The organism is Rhodococcoides kyotonense, from assembly GCF_001645385.1.
Taxonomy (GTDB): domain Bacteria; phylum Actinomycetota; class Actinomycetes; order Mycobacteriales; family Mycobacteriaceae; genus Rhodococcoides; species Rhodococcoides kyotonensis_B.
In genome coordinates this window covers 149,767-166,777 of record NZ_LVHI01000012.1, presented here as the reverse complement: position 1 = coordinate 166,777, position 17,011 = coordinate 149,767, and the positions used below count along the sequence as shown (strand labels likewise).

At 66.1% G+C, this 17,011-nt stretch carries 17 protein-coding genes; 9 read left to right on the top strand and 8 right to left on the bottom strand.

What is annotated here, in order from left to right; translation table 11 throughout:
* Window positions 1–112 precede the first annotated feature (112 nt).
* Genes A3K89_RS08800 through mptB form a run of 4 tightly spaced genes read right to left on the bottom strand, consistent with a single transcriptional unit; the run spans window position 113 to window position 4,465 of the window.
* Entirely contained in the window at window positions 113–1,081 is a 969-nt protein-coding gene (locus tag A3K89_RS08800) for a COX15/CtaA family protein (protein ID WP_068425931.1), read from the bottom strand.
* A gap of 47 nt (window positions 1,082–1,128) precedes the next feature.
* Window positions 1,129–1,926, bottom strand: a complete 798-nt coding sequence (locus A3K89_RS08795) for an ABC transporter permease (RefSeq protein ID WP_068424240.1) — start codon at window positions 1,924–1,926, stop codon at window positions 1,129–1,131.
* Entirely contained in the window at window positions 1,923–2,867 is a 945-nt protein-coding gene (locus A3K89_RS08790) for an ABC transporter ATP-binding protein (protein WP_371828797.1), read from the bottom strand. The genes A3K89_RS08795 and A3K89_RS08790 overlap by 4 nt, the downstream gene beginning before the upstream one ends.
* Window positions 2,867–4,465: a polyprenol phosphomannose-dependent alpha 1,6 mannosyltransferase MptB gene (gene mptB / locus A3K89_RS08785; protein ID WP_068425928.1), complete on the bottom strand. Its 1,599-nt coding sequence runs from the start codon at window positions 4,463–4,465 to the stop codon at window positions 2,867–2,869. Before mptB ends, A3K89_RS08790 begins: the two co-directional genes overlap by 1 nt.
* Before the next feature lie 328 nt (window positions 4,466–4,793).
* Here mptB and A3K89_RS08780 point away from each other — a divergent pair, with 328 nt between their 5' ends.
* The 7 genes from A3K89_RS08780 to A3K89_RS08750 are packed head-to-tail and all read left to right on the top strand — an operon-like array spanning window position 4,794 to window position 11,230.
* A complete protein-coding gene (locus tag A3K89_RS08780) occupies window positions 4,794–5,615 on the top strand; it encodes a helix-turn-helix transcriptional regulator (RefSeq protein WP_084423677.1) in 822 nt (273 codons plus the stop codon).
* On the top strand, window positions 5,612–7,066 hold the full coding sequence (gene sufB / locus A3K89_RS08775) for a Fe-S cluster assembly protein SufB (RefSeq protein WP_068424238.1): 1,455 nt from the start codon (window positions 5,612–5,614) through the stop codon (window positions 7,064–7,066). The genes A3K89_RS08780 and sufB overlap by 4 nt, the downstream gene beginning before the upstream one ends.
* On the top strand, window positions 7,067–8,299 hold the full coding sequence (gene sufD, locus A3K89_RS08770; RefSeq protein WP_068424236.1) for a Fe-S cluster assembly protein SufD: 1,233 nt from the start codon (window positions 7,067–7,069) through the stop codon (window positions 8,297–8,299).
* Between the two features lie 31 nt (window positions 8,300–8,330).
* Window positions 8,331–9,101 (top strand): Fe-S cluster assembly ATPase SufC, encoded by a 771-nt coding sequence (gene sufC, locus A3K89_RS08765; protein ID WP_068424234.1) that lies wholly within the window; start codon window positions 8,331–8,333, stop codon window positions 9,099–9,101.
* Window positions 9,102–9,115: 14 nt separating this feature from the next.
* Entirely contained in the window at window positions 9,116–10,378 is a 1,263-nt protein-coding gene (locus tag A3K89_RS08760; RefSeq protein ID WP_068425920.1) for a cysteine desulfurase, read from the top strand.
* A 1-nt stretch (window position 10,379) separates the two neighbouring features.
* Window positions 10,380–10,847, top strand: a complete 468-nt coding sequence (sufU, locus tag A3K89_RS08755; protein ID WP_068424232.1) for a Fe-S cluster assembly sulfur transfer protein SufU — start codon at window positions 10,380–10,382, stop codon at window positions 10,845–10,847.
* Window positions 10,844–11,230, top strand: coding sequence for a metal-sulfur cluster assembly factor (locus A3K89_RS08750; RefSeq protein WP_068424231.1), 387 nt, complete (start codon window positions 10,844–10,846; stop codon window positions 11,228–11,230). The genes sufU and A3K89_RS08750 overlap by 4 nt, the downstream gene beginning before the upstream one ends.
* An 87-nt stretch (window positions 11,231–11,317) precedes the next feature.
* Here A3K89_RS08750 and ku read toward each other — a convergent pair whose 3' ends face one another.
* Genes ku through A3K89_RS08735 form a run of 3 tightly spaced genes read right to left on the bottom strand, consistent with a single transcriptional unit; the run spans window position 11,318 to window position 14,250 of the window.
* On the bottom strand, window positions 11,318–12,283 hold the full coding sequence (ku, locus tag A3K89_RS08745) for a non-homologous end joining protein Ku (protein WP_068424230.1): 966 nt from the start codon (window positions 12,281–12,283) through the stop codon (window positions 11,318–11,320).
* Window positions 12,284–12,334: 51 nt separating this feature from the next.
* On the bottom strand, window positions 12,335–13,465 hold the full coding sequence (locus A3K89_RS08740; protein ID WP_254303474.1) for a lycopene cyclase family protein: 1,131 nt from the start codon (window positions 13,463–13,465) through the stop codon (window positions 12,335–12,337).
* Window positions 13,462–14,250 (bottom strand): SDR family oxidoreductase, encoded by a 789-nt coding sequence (locus A3K89_RS08735; RefSeq protein ID WP_068424224.1) that lies wholly within the window; start codon window positions 14,248–14,250, stop codon window positions 13,462–13,464. Before A3K89_RS08735 ends, A3K89_RS08740 begins: the two co-directional genes overlap by 4 nt.
* Before the next feature lie 157 nt (window positions 14,251–14,407).
* Here A3K89_RS08735 and A3K89_RS08730 point away from each other — a divergent pair, with 157 nt between their 5' ends.
* The gene (locus tag A3K89_RS08730) at window positions 14,408–16,039 is read left to right on the top strand and encodes an ABC-F family ATP-binding cassette domain-containing protein (RefSeq protein ID WP_068424222.1); all 1,632 of its coding nucleotides are present in this window, start codon (window positions 14,408–14,410) and stop codon (window positions 16,037–16,039) included.
* 109 nt (window positions 16,040–16,148) lie between these two features.
* Window positions 16,149–16,436 carry a helix-turn-helix domain-containing protein gene (locus tag A3K89_RS08725; RefSeq protein WP_222634118.1) on the top strand — a complete coding sequence of 96 codons (288 nt, stop codon included), beginning with the start codon at window positions 16,149–16,151 and terminating at the stop codon, window positions 16,434–16,436.
* Here A3K89_RS08725 and A3K89_RS08720 read toward each other — a convergent pair.
* Window positions 16,433–17,008, bottom strand: coding sequence for a TetR/AcrR family transcriptional regulator (locus tag A3K89_RS08720; RefSeq protein ID WP_068424218.1), 576 nt, complete (start codon window positions 17,006–17,008; stop codon window positions 16,433–16,435). The genes A3K89_RS08725 and A3K89_RS08720 overlap by 4 nt on opposite strands.
* Between the last annotated feature and the right edge of the window lie 3 nt (window positions 17,009–17,011).

Sequence of the window (17,011 nt, the reverse complement as noted above, 5' to 3'; positions counted from 1 at the left end):
GAAACCGGGGAACCGAATGTTTCCGGGTCGCGTCGAATATGAGTGGAGAGGTAGTCGGTCGTCTGAGGGGGAGACCGGCTGCCTCTCCCCTCGTGAGGTCTGACTTCCAGCTCTAGATCGCTGCGCTGTCCACCAGCTCGTCGGCAGGAGTACGAGCCCGGCATGCCGCCCACACGGCCGCGGTCGCTGCGGTGCAGGCGCCCGCTCCGGCCACGTGCACGGCCACCAGTGCGGCGGGCACGTCCGTGAAGTACTGGACGACACCGACGAGGGCTTGTGCGACGACGGTCGCGATGAGCACCCAGAGGCGCTTCTTGACCGTGTCGGAGGCTCGCACGGCGTACAGCGCGAATCCGAGTCCGACCAGAAGGGCGAGGTAGGCAACGAGCAGCTGTGCATGCAGGTGCACCAGCGTGACGATCTCGATCTCGAGACGCGGAACCGGCTCGTCGATGCTCTTGTCGCCGGCGTGCGGGCCTGCGCCGGTCACCATCGTGCCCGCGACGAGCACGGCTGCGAGCACGATGCCGGACAATCCGGCGAGCATGCGCAGAGGCTCGGGCACGGTTCGCGTGGACACGACGTTCTCGTCGGGTTCGGCGACCTTGAAGTACAACAACGTGGCCAGCCACACCATCGCCATCGAGACCACCAGGTGGATGGCGACGGTCCACCACAGCAGACCGGTGAGAACGGTGAATCCGCCGATGATCGCCTGCACGACGGTTCCGAGCGGCATCAGCCACGCGAAAAGAAGTACGTTGCGACGACGACGCGCCCGCGTCACGGCGAGGACGATCGCTGCAGCGGCGAGCACGACGACGAACGTCAGAAGCCGGTTTCCGAACTCGACTGCCTGGTGCAGCACCGGTACTTCCGACACACCGACCGGCGTGAAACTGCCGGGGAAGCACTGCGGCCACGTCGGGCATCCGAGTCCGGACGCCGTGACGCGCACGATCGCGCCGGTCACGGCGATGCCGCCCTGGGTCAGGATGACGATGAACGCCAGGATCTTCTGCACTCGAAGCGAGGGCAGCGGAAGACGGTCGACGACGCTCAGAAACGCTCGATACAGCACGTGGTGATCGTAGTGGTCGATCAACTACAGGCTGTCGTTGACCCCGGTCAGACGAACTTGAACAGCCGAACGGCCAGCCAGGAACAGACGACGGTCCAGCCGGCGAGCACGGCGACGCCGAACCAGTCCCACGAACCGGACACCGCGTTGCCGAGTGCTTCCGCAAGGGCCCCGGACGGGACGAACCGCGCGATGGTGTGCAGCGCGACCGGCAGGTCGTCGCTCAGCACGACGAGCGAGCCGATTCCGAGCATCACGAACCAGAGGATGTTGGCGAGCGCGAGCACGATCTCCGCGCGCAGAGTTCCGCCGAGCAGCAGACCCATCGTCGCGAACGTGACGGTCCCGAGGGCGATGATCACCGCGCCGAGTACCAGTCCGCCTGCGCCGGGGCGCCACCCCAGCAACGCCCCGATGGCGCCGAGCAGTACCGACTGCAGGACGACGACGAGTACGACGGCCACGGCCTTGCCGCCGATGATGCCCCACTTGGGCAGCGGCGTCGCACCCAGACGTTTCAATGCGCCGTAACGGCGATCGAATCCGACTGCGATGGCCTGTCCGGTGAACGCCGTCGACATGATCGCGACCATCATCACCGCGGGCACGACCTGGTCGACGGGTTCCTTGCCCATCGCGCCGAGGGGCAGAAGAGTGAGACCCACGAGCAACGTGATGGGGATGAACATCGTCAGCAGAAGCTGTTCGCCGTTGCGCAGCAACAACTTCAGCTCGAGCATGGACTGCGACGTCAGCATCGTGAGTGGCGAGTTCGGCGACGGGTCGGGTGTGAAGAGTCCCGCGTCGAAACGGTTGTCGCTGCGTGCGTCCTTGCGCACCGTCATCGTCTGAGCTCCCTGCCGGTCAATTCGAGAAACACGTCTTCCAGGCGACGTTGATCCACCTGGAGTTCCGTCGCGAGAACGTTCTGCTGTGCGCACCACGACGTCACCGTCACGAGGATGTCCGGTTCGATGACGCCCTCGATCACGTACGAGCCGGGCGACTCCTCGGACGGTCGATAGCCGACGGGGAGGGCGGCGTCGAGAAGCGAGAGCTCGAGGCCAGGGGGAGCGGTGAAGCGAAGGCGTCCCTCGGCGCCCTGCTTCGTCAGTTCCGATGCCGTGCCCGACGCCACGATACGGCCGTGGTCGACGATGACGAGCTGGTCGGCGAGCTGTTCGGCCTCGTCCATGAGGTGGGTCGTCAGCAGCACGCTGACGCCGTCCCGCCGCAGCGCCTCGACGAGTTCCCAGACCAACAGACGCGCCTGCGCGTCGAGACCGGCCGTCGGTTCGTCGAGAAAGACCAGTTCGGGCCTACCGACGATGGCGCACGCGAGAGCGAGCCGCTGCTGTTGACCGCCGGACAGCCGTCGATACGGCGTCTTGACGGTGCGGTCCAGGCCGAGACACGTGAGCAGCCAGTCGGGGTCGAGCGGATTCGCGGAGTACGACGCGACCAGGTGCAACATCTCGCCGGCCTTGGCGCCCGGGTAGGCGCCGCCTCCCTGCAACATGACACCGATGCGGGGGCGTAGCTGGGCCGATTGCGTGATCGGGTCGAGGCCGAGCACTCGGACGGTTCCCGAATCAGGGGTGACGAATCCTTCGCACATCTCGACGGTGGTCGTCTTGCCTGCTCCGTTGGGTCCGAGCAGAGCGAGCACCTGACCACGTTCGACGGTGATGTCGAGTCCGTCGACGGCCAGAAGTCCGTTGTACGACTTCCGCACATCGGTCAGCTGTACGGCAGGTTGCGTCGAGGAGTTCGACGAGCGCACGATCACGAGGAACCAGCGTATTCCCCTGCCGATGTCCGGCGTGTCTGCGGTCCGACCTCGGACCGCCACGGCAGCGTCGAGCGGGTCAGGAGATACAGGACGCCGATGGTCAGGATGGTCATGACGGCTGCCTGGACGATCTGGAACGGCAGATACTCGCTGCCGTTCGGCATGAGGATGACGCTGACGATCGTCGAGAAGACGATCGCAGGAACACGGAACGCAGGCCGTGTCGCCCACGCCGCGAGCGGGATGACCGCCCACAGCAGGTACCACGGCTGGACCACCGGGAACAGCAGTACGAGCGCACCGAGCGAGACGCCGAGCGCGCCGACCGGGTGCAACCGTCCCTTCAGGACCGCGACCAGCATCCTGATCGCGACGAAGCCTGCGACGACCGACGCGATCGGTCGTGTGAGACTCAGCATAGCCGTCGTGTGGTCGCCGAGGCCGAGGAGCACGCCGACGAACCCGGTGCCGACGCCCAGGATGGTCGGGATCGACATCCAGCTGCGCACGACGCTCGCGGTCCCGAGGGTGTGCACCCACCCGAAGCCGAGGCCACTCGCGAGACTGACCCCGACGTGCACGATCACCGCCACGACACCGAGCAGCGCTGCCGCCGAGACGACGGCCTTGACCGTTCCGCCCCATCGTCGGGCGAGTGCCATCCCGACGAACCCGAGCGCGAGCAGCGACGGGATCTTCACCGTCGACGACAGGGCGATCAGCGCCGCGCCGGACAGCAGAAGAGCCAACGACGCGTTCCTGATGGGCGACGCGGATTCGATGGCGCGCAACGCGAGCTCGGTACCGGCGAGCATCAGTCCGATCATCAGGGCTTCGTTGTGGATGCCCGCCACCAGGTGGAAGAGCAGCAGGGGGTTGGCGGCACCGAGCCACAACGCGCTGACCGCGGCGACACCGCAGCGCCGAGCGAGGCGGGGTAGCGCCCAGACGATCAACGCGACACCGACGAGGGCAAGCAACCGATGCAGGAAGATGCCCGCGACGATGTTCTCACCCGTCAGCCACGTGATGCCGCGCCCGATCCAGAGGAAGAACGGGCCGTACGGCGCAGGCGTGTCTCGCCAGATGTTGGGAACGGTCCGCGTCAGGACGTTGTCGACGCCGAGTGCCCCTGCCGGCCCGATCTCGTAGGGGTCGAGGCCTCGCGCGGTGATCTCGCTCTGGGCGAGGTAGGAGTAGACGTCGCGGGAGAACATCGGCGGTGCGACGCACAGCGGAAGGATCCACAGCAGCAGGGTGCGATCGAGTTGGGAACGCGTCATTCGTCGGGGGACCGATCCGTCGCGCAGACGCCCGACGGCGAAGCGGCCGAGCAACAGCCATGCCAACACGACGATGACGGTTCCGGTCATGGTGATCGTCAGAGCCGAGCTCGCCATGCGCGACGGCAGGCTCAGCACCCGGACTCCGGCGACCGGATTCTGCAGGACCGGTTGCGCTCCTGCGCCGAGCGCGCCGACGGCCATGAGAATCGCGCCTGCCGCGCCGAACCGTCGTATCGCCCGTAGCTGCGACGTTTCCGACGCGTTCAGACCGGGCGCCTCGGGCTCGTCACCGTGCAGCGCAGCCACACTCGCCGACGACGGGTGGCGTGTGTCGAGGCCGACGAGTCGCCGCGCCGAGTGGACTACCGTGCGCGGGAGTTGCCCGAGGCGTCGTCCGGGATGATCGGTCGGGGTGACCGAGGAGTCCGCGAAGTTCTCGTCGTCGGCGGTCTGTGGCACGTGTGAAGCGTAACCGTGCGGGCCGCACGCGCGGTCGGTCCGGTCCGAGGGCACTCCAACAACGGGTGGACGACGGATATTCCCTGGTGCCGCCGGTCGGTGAAGAAGGGCACCCTTGGTGGACCGGTGCGGGTAATTCCGTCACACTGGTGTTGTGAAAACATCCGTCAGTCGCATGCGCGCCGCCGAGAACAGCCGTTCTCGTGCCGACGTGTCCGCGTCCGAGCAGGCTGTCGTCACGTCGAGTTCGCCGTCGTCGGTAGCCGCGCCCGTCGGTCACGAGGGGCAGACGCGGAACGCCGTCGTCACATTACTGCTCGAAGAAGGACCGATCACGGCGTCGGACATCGGGTCGCGGCTCGGTGTGAGCGCGGCAGGGGTCAGGCGCCATCTCGACGCACTCATCGAGACCGGCGAAGCGCGCGTCGCATCCTCGGCAGCCGTTCGGCATCGGGGCCGCGGTCGCCCCGCGAAGCACTTCCAGCTGACGGCCGTCGGACGGAACAGGCTGGGCCACACGTACGACGACCTGGCCGGTGCCGCGATGCGTCAGCTGCGCAAGATCGGTGGCGACGCCGCGATCGAGACGTTCGCCCGGCAACGCGTCGACGCCATCGTCGCCGACGTCGAGCCCGCGGCAGGTGAACGTGCAGTCGACGTCACCGAGGCAGCGGACCGGATCGCCGACGCGTTCACCGCCGCCGGTTTCGCCGCGTCCACCCGAAAGGTGGGCAACGGGGTGCAGATCTGCCAGCACCACTGCCCGGTCTCGCACGTGGCATCGGAGTTTCCGGAGTTGTGCGACGCCGAACGTCGTGCATTCTCCGAACTGCTCGGCACGCACGTCCAACGACTCGCGACCATCGCCAACGGCGATTGCGCATGCACCACCCACGTTCCACTGAACACCCCGCACGTTCGTTCCACCCCCTCCATAACATCCGGTGCACAGCCCAGTGCCGGAGAACGTACAAGCCTCCGGAAGGAGCTCGCATGACCGTCTCACCAGACCAGGTGACCCCAGCTGCGCCCGCAGCCCCGCTGACGCAGGACGAGACCATTGCGTCACTCGGTAACTACGGATACGGATGGGCGGATTCGGACGTCGCCGGGGCAAGCGCTCAGCGCGGACTGTCCGAAGCGGTGGTTCGCGACATCTCGGCCAAGAAGAACGAGCCCGAGTGGATGCTCGAGGCCCGGCTGAAGGCCCTCAAGACCTTCGATCGCAAGCCGATGCCGTCGTGGGGTTCCGACCTCGACGGAATCGACTTCGACAACATCAAGTACTTCGTCCGCTCCAGCGAGAAGCAGGCAGCGACGTGGGACGATCTGCCGTCGGACATCAAGAACACCTACGACAAGCTCGGCATCCCCGAGGCCGAGAAGCAGCGCCTCGTGTCGGGCGTCGCGGCACAGTACGAGTCCGAGGTCGTCTACCACTCCATCCGTGAGGATCTCGAAGCTCAGGGTGTGCTGTTCCTCGACACCGACACCGCTCTGAAGGAGCAGCCGGAGCTGTTCCGCGAGTACTTCGGAACGGTCATCCCCGCCGGTGACAACAAGTTCTCGGCGCTCAACACGGCCGTGTGGTCGGGTGGCTCGTTCATCTACGTGCCGCCGGGCGTCCACGTCGACATCCCGCTGCAGGCGTACTTCCGCATCAACACCGAGAACATGGGTCAGTTCGAGCGCACTCTGATCATCGTCGACGAGGGTGCGTACGTGCACTACGTCGAGGGATGCACCGCGCCGATCTACAAGTCGGACTCGCTGCACTCCGCCGTCGTCGAGATCATCGTCAAGAAGGGTGGTCGCTGCCGCTACACGACCATCCAGAACTGGTCGAACAACGTCTACAACCTCGTCACCAAGCGCGCCAAGGCAGAAGCAGGCGCGACGATGGAGTGGATCGACGGCAACATCGGTTCCAAGGTCACGATGAAGTACCCGGCCGTCTGGATGACGGGCGAGCACGCCAAGGGCGAGGTTCTGTCGGTGGCGTTCGCCGGTCCGGACCAGCACCAGGACACCGGGTCGAAGATGCTGCACCTCGCGCCGCACACGTCGTCGAACATCGTCAGCAAGTCCGTCGCACGCGGTGGTGGACGCACGTCCTACCGCGGTCTGATCCAGATCAACAAGGGCGCACACGGCTCGCGTTCGACGGTCAAGTGCGACGCACTGCTCGTCGACACGATCTCCCGCTCGGACACCTACCCGTACGTCGACATCCGTGAGGACGACGTCTCGATGGGACACGAGGCGACGGTCTCGAAGGTCAGCGACGATCAGCTCTTCTACCTGATGAGCCGCGGCCTCACCGAGGACGAGGCGATGGCGATGGTCGTTCGCGGATTCGTCGAGCCGATCGCTCGCGAGCTCCCCATGGAATACGCGCTCGAGCTCAACCGGCTCATCGAGCTTCAGATGGAAGGATCGGTCGGTTAAGTGACCAACCCCGCAACAGGCGCGCAGGGTCCCCTCACGGGAGTGCAGGGCGCAGTGGCGTCCGAGAACCCCGGCGCGAAGGAAGACAAGTCGAAGCTGGTCGCCAACAAGGGCGCTCAGTTCACCTCCTACGACGTGAACGCGTTCGAGGTGCCGTCGGGACGTGACGAGCTGTGGCGGTTCACGCCTCTGCGTCGACTCCGTGGCCTGCACGACGGTTCCGCTGTCGCCACCGCCGGCTCCGACATCGCGGTCACCGCGGTGGACGGCGTCACCGTCGAGAAGGTCGGTCGCGACGACGACCGTCTCGGCGTGGCCGGTGTGCCCGCCGATCGTATTGCGGCGCAAGCGTTTTCGTCGTTCGCCGATGCGACCGTCGTGACCGTGGCGCGCGAGCAGGAGATCGCCGAGCCGATCGACGTCACCGTCACCGGCCCGGGTGCCGACGCGATCGCATTCGGTCACCTGCAGATTCGGCTCGAACCGTTTGCGAAGGCAACCGTCGTCGTCGACCAGGTCGGCAGCGGCACGTATGCCGAGAACATCGAGTTCGTCGTCGGCGACAGCGCGCAGCTCACCGTGGTGCTGCTGCAGAGTTGGCAGCAGGACGCCGTCCACGTCGCGGCACATCACGCTCGGCTCGGGCGCGATGCGGTGTTGCGGCACTTCAACGTCAGCCTGGGTGGCGATCTGGTTCGCGTCAGCCCGACGGTGCACTACGACGCACCCGGTGGCGACGCCGAACTCCTCGGCCTCTACTTCGCCGACGCCGGCCAGCACCTCGAGCAGCGACTGCTGGTCGATCACACGGCGCCGAAGTGCAAGTCCAACGTTCTCTACAAGGGTGCGCTGCAGGGCGAGACCGGTCCGGGCAAGCAGGACGCGCACACCGTTTGGATCGGCGACGTGCTCATTCGCGCCGAGGCCGAGGACACCAGCACGTTCGAGTTCAACCGGAACCTCGTTCTGACGGACGGTGCGCGCGCCGATTCGGTGCCGAACCTCGAGATCGAGACCGGCGAGATCCTCGGTGCAGGACACGCCAGTGCAACGGGACGATTCGACGACGAGCAGCTGTTCTATCTGCGCGCTCGCGGAATCTCCGAGGACGCAGCCCGACGTCTGATCGTCCGCGGCTTCTTCCACGAGATCATCGAACGTATTCCGGTGCCCGCCGTGCGCGAGCGTCTCGACGCCGCCATCGAGATCGAACTCGCCGTCACCGGCGCTTGAGCCCACCTCTCACACTTCGAAGGAACTACAGATGTCCACGCTCGAAATCCGCGACCTGCACGTCAGCGTCGCGCAGTCGGATCCGACCGCCCCGTCCATCGACATCCTCAAGGGCGTCGATCTGACCGTGAAGTCCGGCGAGACCCACGCGATCATGGGTCCGAACGGATCCGGCAAGTCGACGCTGTCGTACGCGATCGCCGGCCACCCCAAGTACACCGTGACGTCGGGCAGCATCACCCTCGACGGTGAAGACGTGCTCGAGATGTCCGTCGACGAGCGGGCTCGCGCAGGACTCTTCCTGGCGATGCAGTACCCGGTCGAGGTGCCCGGCGTCTCGATGTCGAACTTCCTGCGCACCGCCGCGACCGCGGTCCGCGGCGAGGCGCCGAAGCTGCGTCACTGGGTCAAGGAAGTCAAGACCGCCATGGGCGAACTCGAGATCAAGGAAGAGTTCGCCGAGCGCAGCGTCAACGAAGGCTTCTCCGGTGGCGAGAAGAAGCGCCACGAGATCCTGCAGCTCGGTCTGCTCAAGCCGAAGATCGCGATCCTCGACGAGACCGACTCCGGCTTGGACGTCGACGCGCTGCGCGTCGTGTCCGAGGGCGTCAACACCTACCGGGAGCGCGAGGACGGCGGCGTTCTGCTGATCACGCACTACACGCGAATCCTGCGCTACATCAAGCCCGATTTCGTGCATGTGTTCGTCGGCGGCAAGGTCGTCCAGTCGGGCGGCGCCGAGCTGGCCGACGAGCTCGAGACGAACGGATACGCAGGATTCACGCAGACCGCGACATTGTGAGGACGGAGGCACCGGTGGCTTCGAAGGACGATGCGTTCGACGTCGACACGATTCGCGCCGACTTTCCGATCCTCGGGCGAACCGTCCGCGACGACAAGCCTTTGGTGTACCTCGATTCCGGCGCGACATCGCAGCGTCCGGTACAGGTGCTCGACGCCGAACGTGACTTTCTGGTGACGTGCAACGCCGCGGTTCACCGCGGCGCGCATCAGCTGGCCGAAGAGGCAACCGACGCGTACGAAGGTGCCCGCGCGGCCATCGCGTCGTTCGTCGGCGCCGACGTGAACGAGTTGGTGTTCACCAAGAACGCCACCGAGTCGTTGAACCTCGTCACGCATGTGTTCGGAGACGATCGGTTCGAGCACCGGGTCGGTCCCGGTGACGAGATCGTGATCACCGAACTCGAGCACCACGCCAACCTCGTTCCGTGGCAGGAACTCGCGCGTCGAACGGGTGCCACACTGCGCTGGTACGGCGTCACCGACGACGGACGCATCGATCTCGATTCGCTCGAGCTGACCGACGCCGTCAAGGTCGTCGCGTTCACTCACCAGTCGAACGTGACCGGTGCCGTTGCACCGGTGGCCGAGCTGGTTCGCCGTGCTCGAGCCGTCGGCGCGCTCGTCGTGCTCGACGCGTGCCAGTCGGTTCCGCACATGACCGTCGACTTCCATGCACTCGACGTCGACTACGCGGCGTTCTCCGGGCACAAGATGCTCGGCCCGTCCGGCGTCGGCGTCCTGTACGGCAAGGCCGCCTTGCTCGACGCGATGCCGCCGTTCATCACCGGCGGGTCGATGATCGAGACCGTGACGATGGAGAAGACCACGTACGCGCCGCCGCCGCAGCGTTTCGAGGCCGGCGTGCCGATGACGTCGCAGGTCGTCGGTCTCGGTGCCGCGGTCGACTACCTCGGCAAGATCGGTATGTCACGCATCGCCGGTCACGAGCACAGCTTGGTCGGCGCGACCTTGGAGCGGTTCGCCGCACTCGACGGGGTACGGGTCGTCGGCCCGACGGACAACGTCGATCGGGGTTCGGCCATCTCGTTCGTCGTCGACGGAATCCACGCGCACGACCTCGGTCAGATTCTCGACGACGAGGGCGTCGCCATCCGCGTCGGACATCACTGCGCGTGGCCACTGCATCGTCGATTCGGGGTCGCGGCCACCGCCAGGGCGTCGTTCGCGCTCTACAACACGCTCGACGAAGTCGATGCCCTGGTCGCCGCCATCGAGCGAGCGCAGAGGTTCTTCGGAACCGGTGAGGTGGCCTGAGATGCGAATGGAACAGATGTACCAGGACGTGATCCTGGACCACTACAAACACCCGCACGGCCGCGGCCTACGTGAGCCGTTCGGTGCCGAGGTGCATCACGTCAACCCGACGTGCGGTGACGAGGTCACTCTCCGCGTGCACATCGACGACGCGGGCACCGTCGCGGACGTGTCCTACGACGGTCAGGGCTGCTCCATCAGCCAGGCGGCGACGTCCGTCCTCACCGATCAGGTCGTCGGATTGGCGGTCCCCGAGGCTCTGCGCATCGTCGACGCGTTCGGCGAGATGGTCGGAAGCCGGGGTAGCGTCGAGGGTGACGAGGACGTCCTGGGCGACGGAATCGCATTCGCCGGAGTGTCGAAGTACCCCGCACGCGTCAAGTGCGCGCTGCTCGGGTGGATGGCTTTCAAGGACGCGGTTGTTCGAATAGTAGAAGAAGCTCCCGCTCGATCCGGAGGACAGGCATGACCGAACCACAAGCACCCGAGACAGCAGCAGAGGACACGACCGCCGCTGCTCCGCTCACCCCCGAAGAGATCAAGGTTCTCGAGGACCTCGAAGAAGCCATGCGCGACGTCGTCGACCCCGAGCTCGGCATCAACGTCGTCGACCTGGGCCTCGTCTACGACATCAAGGTCGACGACGAAGAGATCGTCACGATCGACATGACGCTGACGTCGGCGGCGTGCCCGCTGACGGACGTCATCGAGGACCAGGCCCGCGGTGCTCTCGTGCGCAGCGGCCTGTGCGCGGATCTGAAGATCAACTGGGTCTGGATGCCGCCGTGGGGCCCGGACAAGATCACCGAGGACGGACGCGAGCAGCTCCGCGCACTCGGCTTCACCGTCTAGCGATCGAAACGCTTCACCTCAGCACGAGAAACGCTCCGCGTCGGAAACATGACGCGGAGCGTTCTTCGTTCTGCCACTACGTTCTGCTCAGGCGCCCTTGCGCGTCTCGCTCGTGCCACCGGACGACTTCTTGGCGGCAGTTTTCTTCGCTGCCGTCTTCTTGGCGGGGGCCTTCTTCGCGGGTGTCTTCTTCGCCGCTGCCTTCTTGGCAGGTGCCTTCTTCGCGGCGGACTTCCCGGACGATTCCGTGGACGAACTCTTGGCGTTCCGGCCCGCGGCCTCGACACTGCGCTGCAGTGCCGCGACCAGGTCGACCACCTCGGCGTCCTCGCCGTCGTCGGACGTCTCTTCCTCGGTGTGGATGACCTTTTCACCACCGTTCGCGATGGTGTCGTCGAGCAGCTTGCGGAGTTCGATCTGGTAGTCGTCGGTGAACTCGGTCGGATCGAAGTCCGACGACATGCTCTCCACCAGCGACGTCGCCATCTTCACTTCCTGCGGACGTGCCTCGGGTGCGTCGTCGAGCGACGGGAACTCCGCTGCACGCACCTCGTCGGGCCACAGAAGAGTTTGAATGACCAGTGTCTCGTCGCGGACGCGCAGCGCGGCGAGCCTGGTCTTCTGGCGCAGCGTGAAGTGCACGAGCGCGGTCCGTTCGGTTTCGAGAAGGGTCTGCCTCAACAGCACGTAGGCCTTCGGCGACGTCGAATCGGGCTCGAGAAAATAGCTCTTGTCGTAGAGAATCGGATCGATCTGATCGGTCGGAACGAATTCGAGCACCGGTATCTCGTGCTTCTCCGCTGCCGGTAGTTTGTCGAAGTCCTCGTCGGTCAGGACGACCCGATCACCGTCGGGGGAGTCGTACGCCTTGTCGATGTCGGCGAACTGCACCGACTTTCCGCATTCGGAGCACACCCGGTCGTACTTGATGCGGCCGCCGTCCTTCGCGTGCACCTGGTGGAACCTGATGTCGTGGGTCTCCGTCGCCGAATAGACCTTCACCGGCACGTTGACGAGTCCGAAGGCGATCGATCCTTTCCAGATGCTACGCATGGGGTTCATGATTCCCGAGAAACGACAGCCGTGTCGAGCGAAGGGACCGATTCATCTGCCGGCGACCGTTCTCGCGATCGCCAACCGCGCACTCGGGGGCAGCGTCGGAAACATGCGCATCATGGCGCCCAGCGTGCCGCGCAGGTCGTTTCCGCCCGACAGATAGGCCGTCTGAAGGGGTACCGACAACTCGAAGAAACTCGCGAAGAAATCCGGAATCTGACGAGCCTCCAGATTCAGCGCCGTCCGCAGGCCCAGGTTGCGCAGACGTTGAACGGCCCAGATGGACGGCGAATGTCCAGAGCGGCCGCTCGTCACCGTGGCGAGGAATGCATCCGTCGTCGCGAGCGATGCGGCGACGCTGTATCCGGTGGCCGGGTGCATCGACGCCGAGCGTGCTCCGAACCGCCGCACCCCGCGATCCGCCCGGTCGCGCGGAGGGGGCTGGACCGCGAATTTCACGCGTTCGACGGCTTCGTCGCCGGTCAGGTCGAGTCCGCGTGTGCTCAGGCGCTGGACAAGCCTGTCGCGCAACACATCCGACGTGAGCGCAGGCGCTCCGACGAGGCACGTCTCCTCGAGCAGGATTCGGTGTTCGTCGAGCGCGACGGCGTAGAGGAAGCTCGGTGTGTCGGCGGGGTCGGATCCGTTGTCGGACCGCCAGTCCATGAACCAGGCGCCCTCACCTTCGAGCAGTTTCTCGCCCACATGCCGCTCGACGACGACGCCGTATGCCGTTTGTTCCGCGAGGCCGGCCATTCCGACCGAACCCCGCGCGTCGACGACGGTGCGCCCGTGGATGACTCGTCCGTCTGCGAGCGTCACCTGATGGCAGCGCACGTCGGTCGCGGTGGCGGCGACGACCCTGGCGGGATCCACGACGAGAGCACGCTGCAGCGCCGGCGTGTCCAGGACGCAGTAGGTGCGCTCGATCGCCTGCCTGCGCGTCGTCCATGCCGCCGGCCGCGTGGTGGACGACGCCGCAACGGACAGAGGAAGCCAACTCGGTAGCTCGTCCGCCCACGCGGAATAGGTGGGAGTCCACGTTCGATTCGGATGCGCGTCGATGCCCAGGACATCGATGCCGGACGCCTCGGCGCGGTGCATCAGAGACCGGCCTGCCGGCCCCATGCCGATGACGACGAGGTCGGCCGATCGCCGGTGCGGTGCGGGCTCGTTCACAGCCCGCCGGTTGCCAGCAGGCCGCCGTCGACGCGAATCGTCTCGCCGGTGATCCACGACGACGCGTCGGACACGAGGAACCCGACCAGCGACGCGACATCCTCGGGAGTCCCGAGCCTCTTCATCGGGTACATCGCCGCGGCCTTGTCCTCGCCCGCCGCGACCAGCGCCTCCGCGAACTTGGTCTTCACGACGCCGGGTGCGACTGCGTTGACGCGAATCGACGGGCCGAGCTGCCAGGCGAGTTCTTCGGTCAACCGGATCAGCGCAGCTTTCGACGCACCGTAGGCGGCGATCACACCGGTGGACCGAAGGCCTGCCACGCTGGCGAGATTGACGACCGCCCCGCCGTGCTCGCCCATCCACTGGCGATAGGCCTCCTGCACGAATCCGAGGGTGGCGACGACGTTGGTGTCGAAGATCTTCTTGACGCCGTCGAGGTCGGCGTCCATCAGCGAGCCGTACACGGGGTTGATGCCGGTGTTGTTGACGAGAATGTCGATCGAGCCGAACTGCTCGATCGTCTGCGTCACCGCGTCACGTCGTGAATCCGCGTCGCCCGCGTTTCCCGGTACGGCGTGCACCCTCGCTGCGTCGCCGGCCTCGGCGCCGAGGTCGCGGGCCGCGTCGGCCAGCGGTTCCGGCTTTCGCGCGGTGATCGTGACCGAGGCGCCGCGGGCGAGCAACTCGGCCGCTATCGCCTTTCCGATGCCTCGACTCGCCCCTGTGACCAGAGCAACTCGTCCGGCAAGGTCCTTCTCGTCTGCTGTGTTCGCGGTGGTCATGCGCCAGACGTTACCGGGGTCACGGCCCATAGTGGCGGGAGCACACTCCGGGAGCGGCTAAAATGAGTGGTTGCTCGGGTCACCGTCCGGGCACCATTCGTAGCAAAGCCGATCGCGTCGACGTTCGGACCTGCCCGCTATCGCTAGGAGCTCATGCGTGATCACCGCCACCGACTTGGAAGTTCGTGCCGGTGTCCGCACGTTGCTCTCAGCCCCTGGACCTGCACTGCGCGTCCAGGCAGGTGACAGGATCGGTCTCGTCGGCCGTAACGGTGCAGGCAAGACCACCACGCTCCGGATTCTGGCGGGCGAGGGCGAACCGTACGCCGGCCAGGTCGTGCGTACGGGCGAGCTCGGGTACCTGCCGCAGGATCCGAAAGAAGGAGACCTCGACGTCCTGGCCAAGGACCGGGTGCTCTCCGCTCGCGGCCTGGACACGCTGCTGCGCCAGATGGAGAAGCAGCAAGCTCTGATGGCCGAGCTCGTCGACGACAACCGCCTCGACAAGGCCGTGCGCAAATACAGCTCCCTCGAAGAGCGGTTCGCGTCGCTGGGCGGGTACGAGGCGGAGAGCGAGGCCGCACGCATCTCGAACAGTCTCGGTCTGCCCGACCGCATCCTGGCTCAGCCGCTGCGCACATTGTCGGGTGGTCAGCGTCGTCGCGTGGAATTGGCGCGCATCCTGTTCGCGGCGTCCGACGGTAGCGGCGGTCGATCCACCACCACGTTGCTGCTCGACGAGCCGACGAACCACCTCGACGCGGACTCGATCAACTGGCTTCGTAGCTTCCTGCAGAACCACGAGGGCGGTCTGATCGTGATCAGCCACGACGTCGAACTGCTGGGGGACGTCGTCAACCGTGTTTGGTTCCTCGACGCCGTCCGCGGCGAGGCCGACATCTACAACATGAACTGGAAGAAGTACATCGACGCCCGGGCGACCGACGAGCAGCGTCGACGCCGCGAGCGCGCCAACGCCGAGAAGAAGGCGGGCGCGCTGCGCGCCCAGGCGGCCAAGATGGGCGCCAAGGCGACGAAAGCCGTTGCAGCACAGAACATGGCGAAGCGGGCCGACAAGTTGCTGGCCAACCTCGATGCCGAGCGCGTGTCGGACAAGGTCGCCCACATCCGCTTCCCCGAACCGGCACCGTGCGGCAAGACCCCGCTGATGGCCTCGAACCTGACGAAGATGTACGGATCGCTCGAGATCTTCGCCGGTGTCGACCTCGCCATCGACCGCGGCAGCCGCGTCGTCGTGCTCGGACTGAACGGTGCGGGCAAGACGACGCTCCTGCGCATCCTGGCCGGATCGGAGAAATCCGATTCCGGTCAGCTGGAACCCGGCCACGGTCTACGCGTCGGGTACTTCGCGCAGGAGCACGACACCCTCGACGACAACGCGTCGGTGTGGGAGAACATCCGACACGCGGCGCCGGACACGGGGGAGCAGGAGCTCAGGTCGCTGTTGGGTGCGTTCATGTTCACCGGCCCGCAGTTGGAGCAGCCCGCAGGCACGCTGTCCGGTGGTGAGAAGACTCGCCTCGCCCTGGCGGGTCTGGTGTCGTCGGCCGCCAACGTGCTGCTGCTCGACGAGCCCACCAACAACCTCGATCCGATCTCGCGAGAGCAGGTTCTCGACGCGCTGCGCAGCTACAAGGGTGCCGTCGTCCTCGTGACGCACGACCCGGGTGCAGCCGAGGCGCTCTCGCCCGAGCGTGTGATCCTGCTGCCCGACGGTACCGAGGATCACTGGTCTCAGGACTACCTGGAGCTCATTCAGCTGGCCTGACCGGTCGCTTCGGACGATTCGGCTGTTCTCCGATGGCGTCCGGTGACCTCCTCTACCCTGAAGTCACGGGGGGTTTTCGGTGAGTGAGGTTCGCTGACTGGAGGACGCCATGGGCCGCGCACAACCACGAGGGACCATCCCGAACGGTGATCCACGTGCGGGAGCTGTGTCCGCGGTCGGTGCCGAGTACACGAAAGGCACTCGTATCACCGGGGATTCGCGTGATCGGCTGCGGGCGATGCTCGTGGACCGGTACGCGTCGGGTGCGAGCATTCGATCGCTCGCCGAGCAGACCGGTCGCTCCTACGGATTCGTGCACAAGGTGTTGGCCGAGTCGGACACACCGCTGCGTACGCGCGGTGGTCCGAACCGACGTAAGTCCGCGCGGCCGGATTAGTTGTTCGTGTCCGACTTCCGCACGGACTCCTCGACGAGATCGAGAACTGCGGACAGGTTGCTGCCGTTCTGTCCCGACGCGATGCGCGCGACGAGGCCGTCCAGCACCAGATCCAGGTATTCGAGCACCACATCTTTCGGGACGTCGTCGCGTAGACGGCCCGCGGTCTTCTGCCGCTCGAGGCGGGCGAGAGTCGCATCGGTGAGTTCGGCCGACTGTTCCGACCAGCTCTCCCGGAACTCGCGGTCGGTCCTCAGTCGGCGCGCGATCTCCAACCTGGTTCCGAGCCACTCGAACCGATCGGGCTCGGCGAGCATGTCTCTCATGACCTGGACGAGACCCTGGTTCGCCGCGACCTCGGCCATGCGTCGGGCATCCTCCTGCGCAAGCGCGAGGAACAGGCCGTCCTTGTCCTTGAAATGGTGGAAGATCGCCCCTCGCGACAGCCCGGTGGCCTCTTCCAAGCGCCGTACCGTCGCGCCTTCGTAGCCGAACTCGCCGAAGCATCGTCGGGCGCCGTCGAGTATCTCGCTTCGTCTGGCGGCCAACTGATCTTCACTGACCTTGGGCACTTT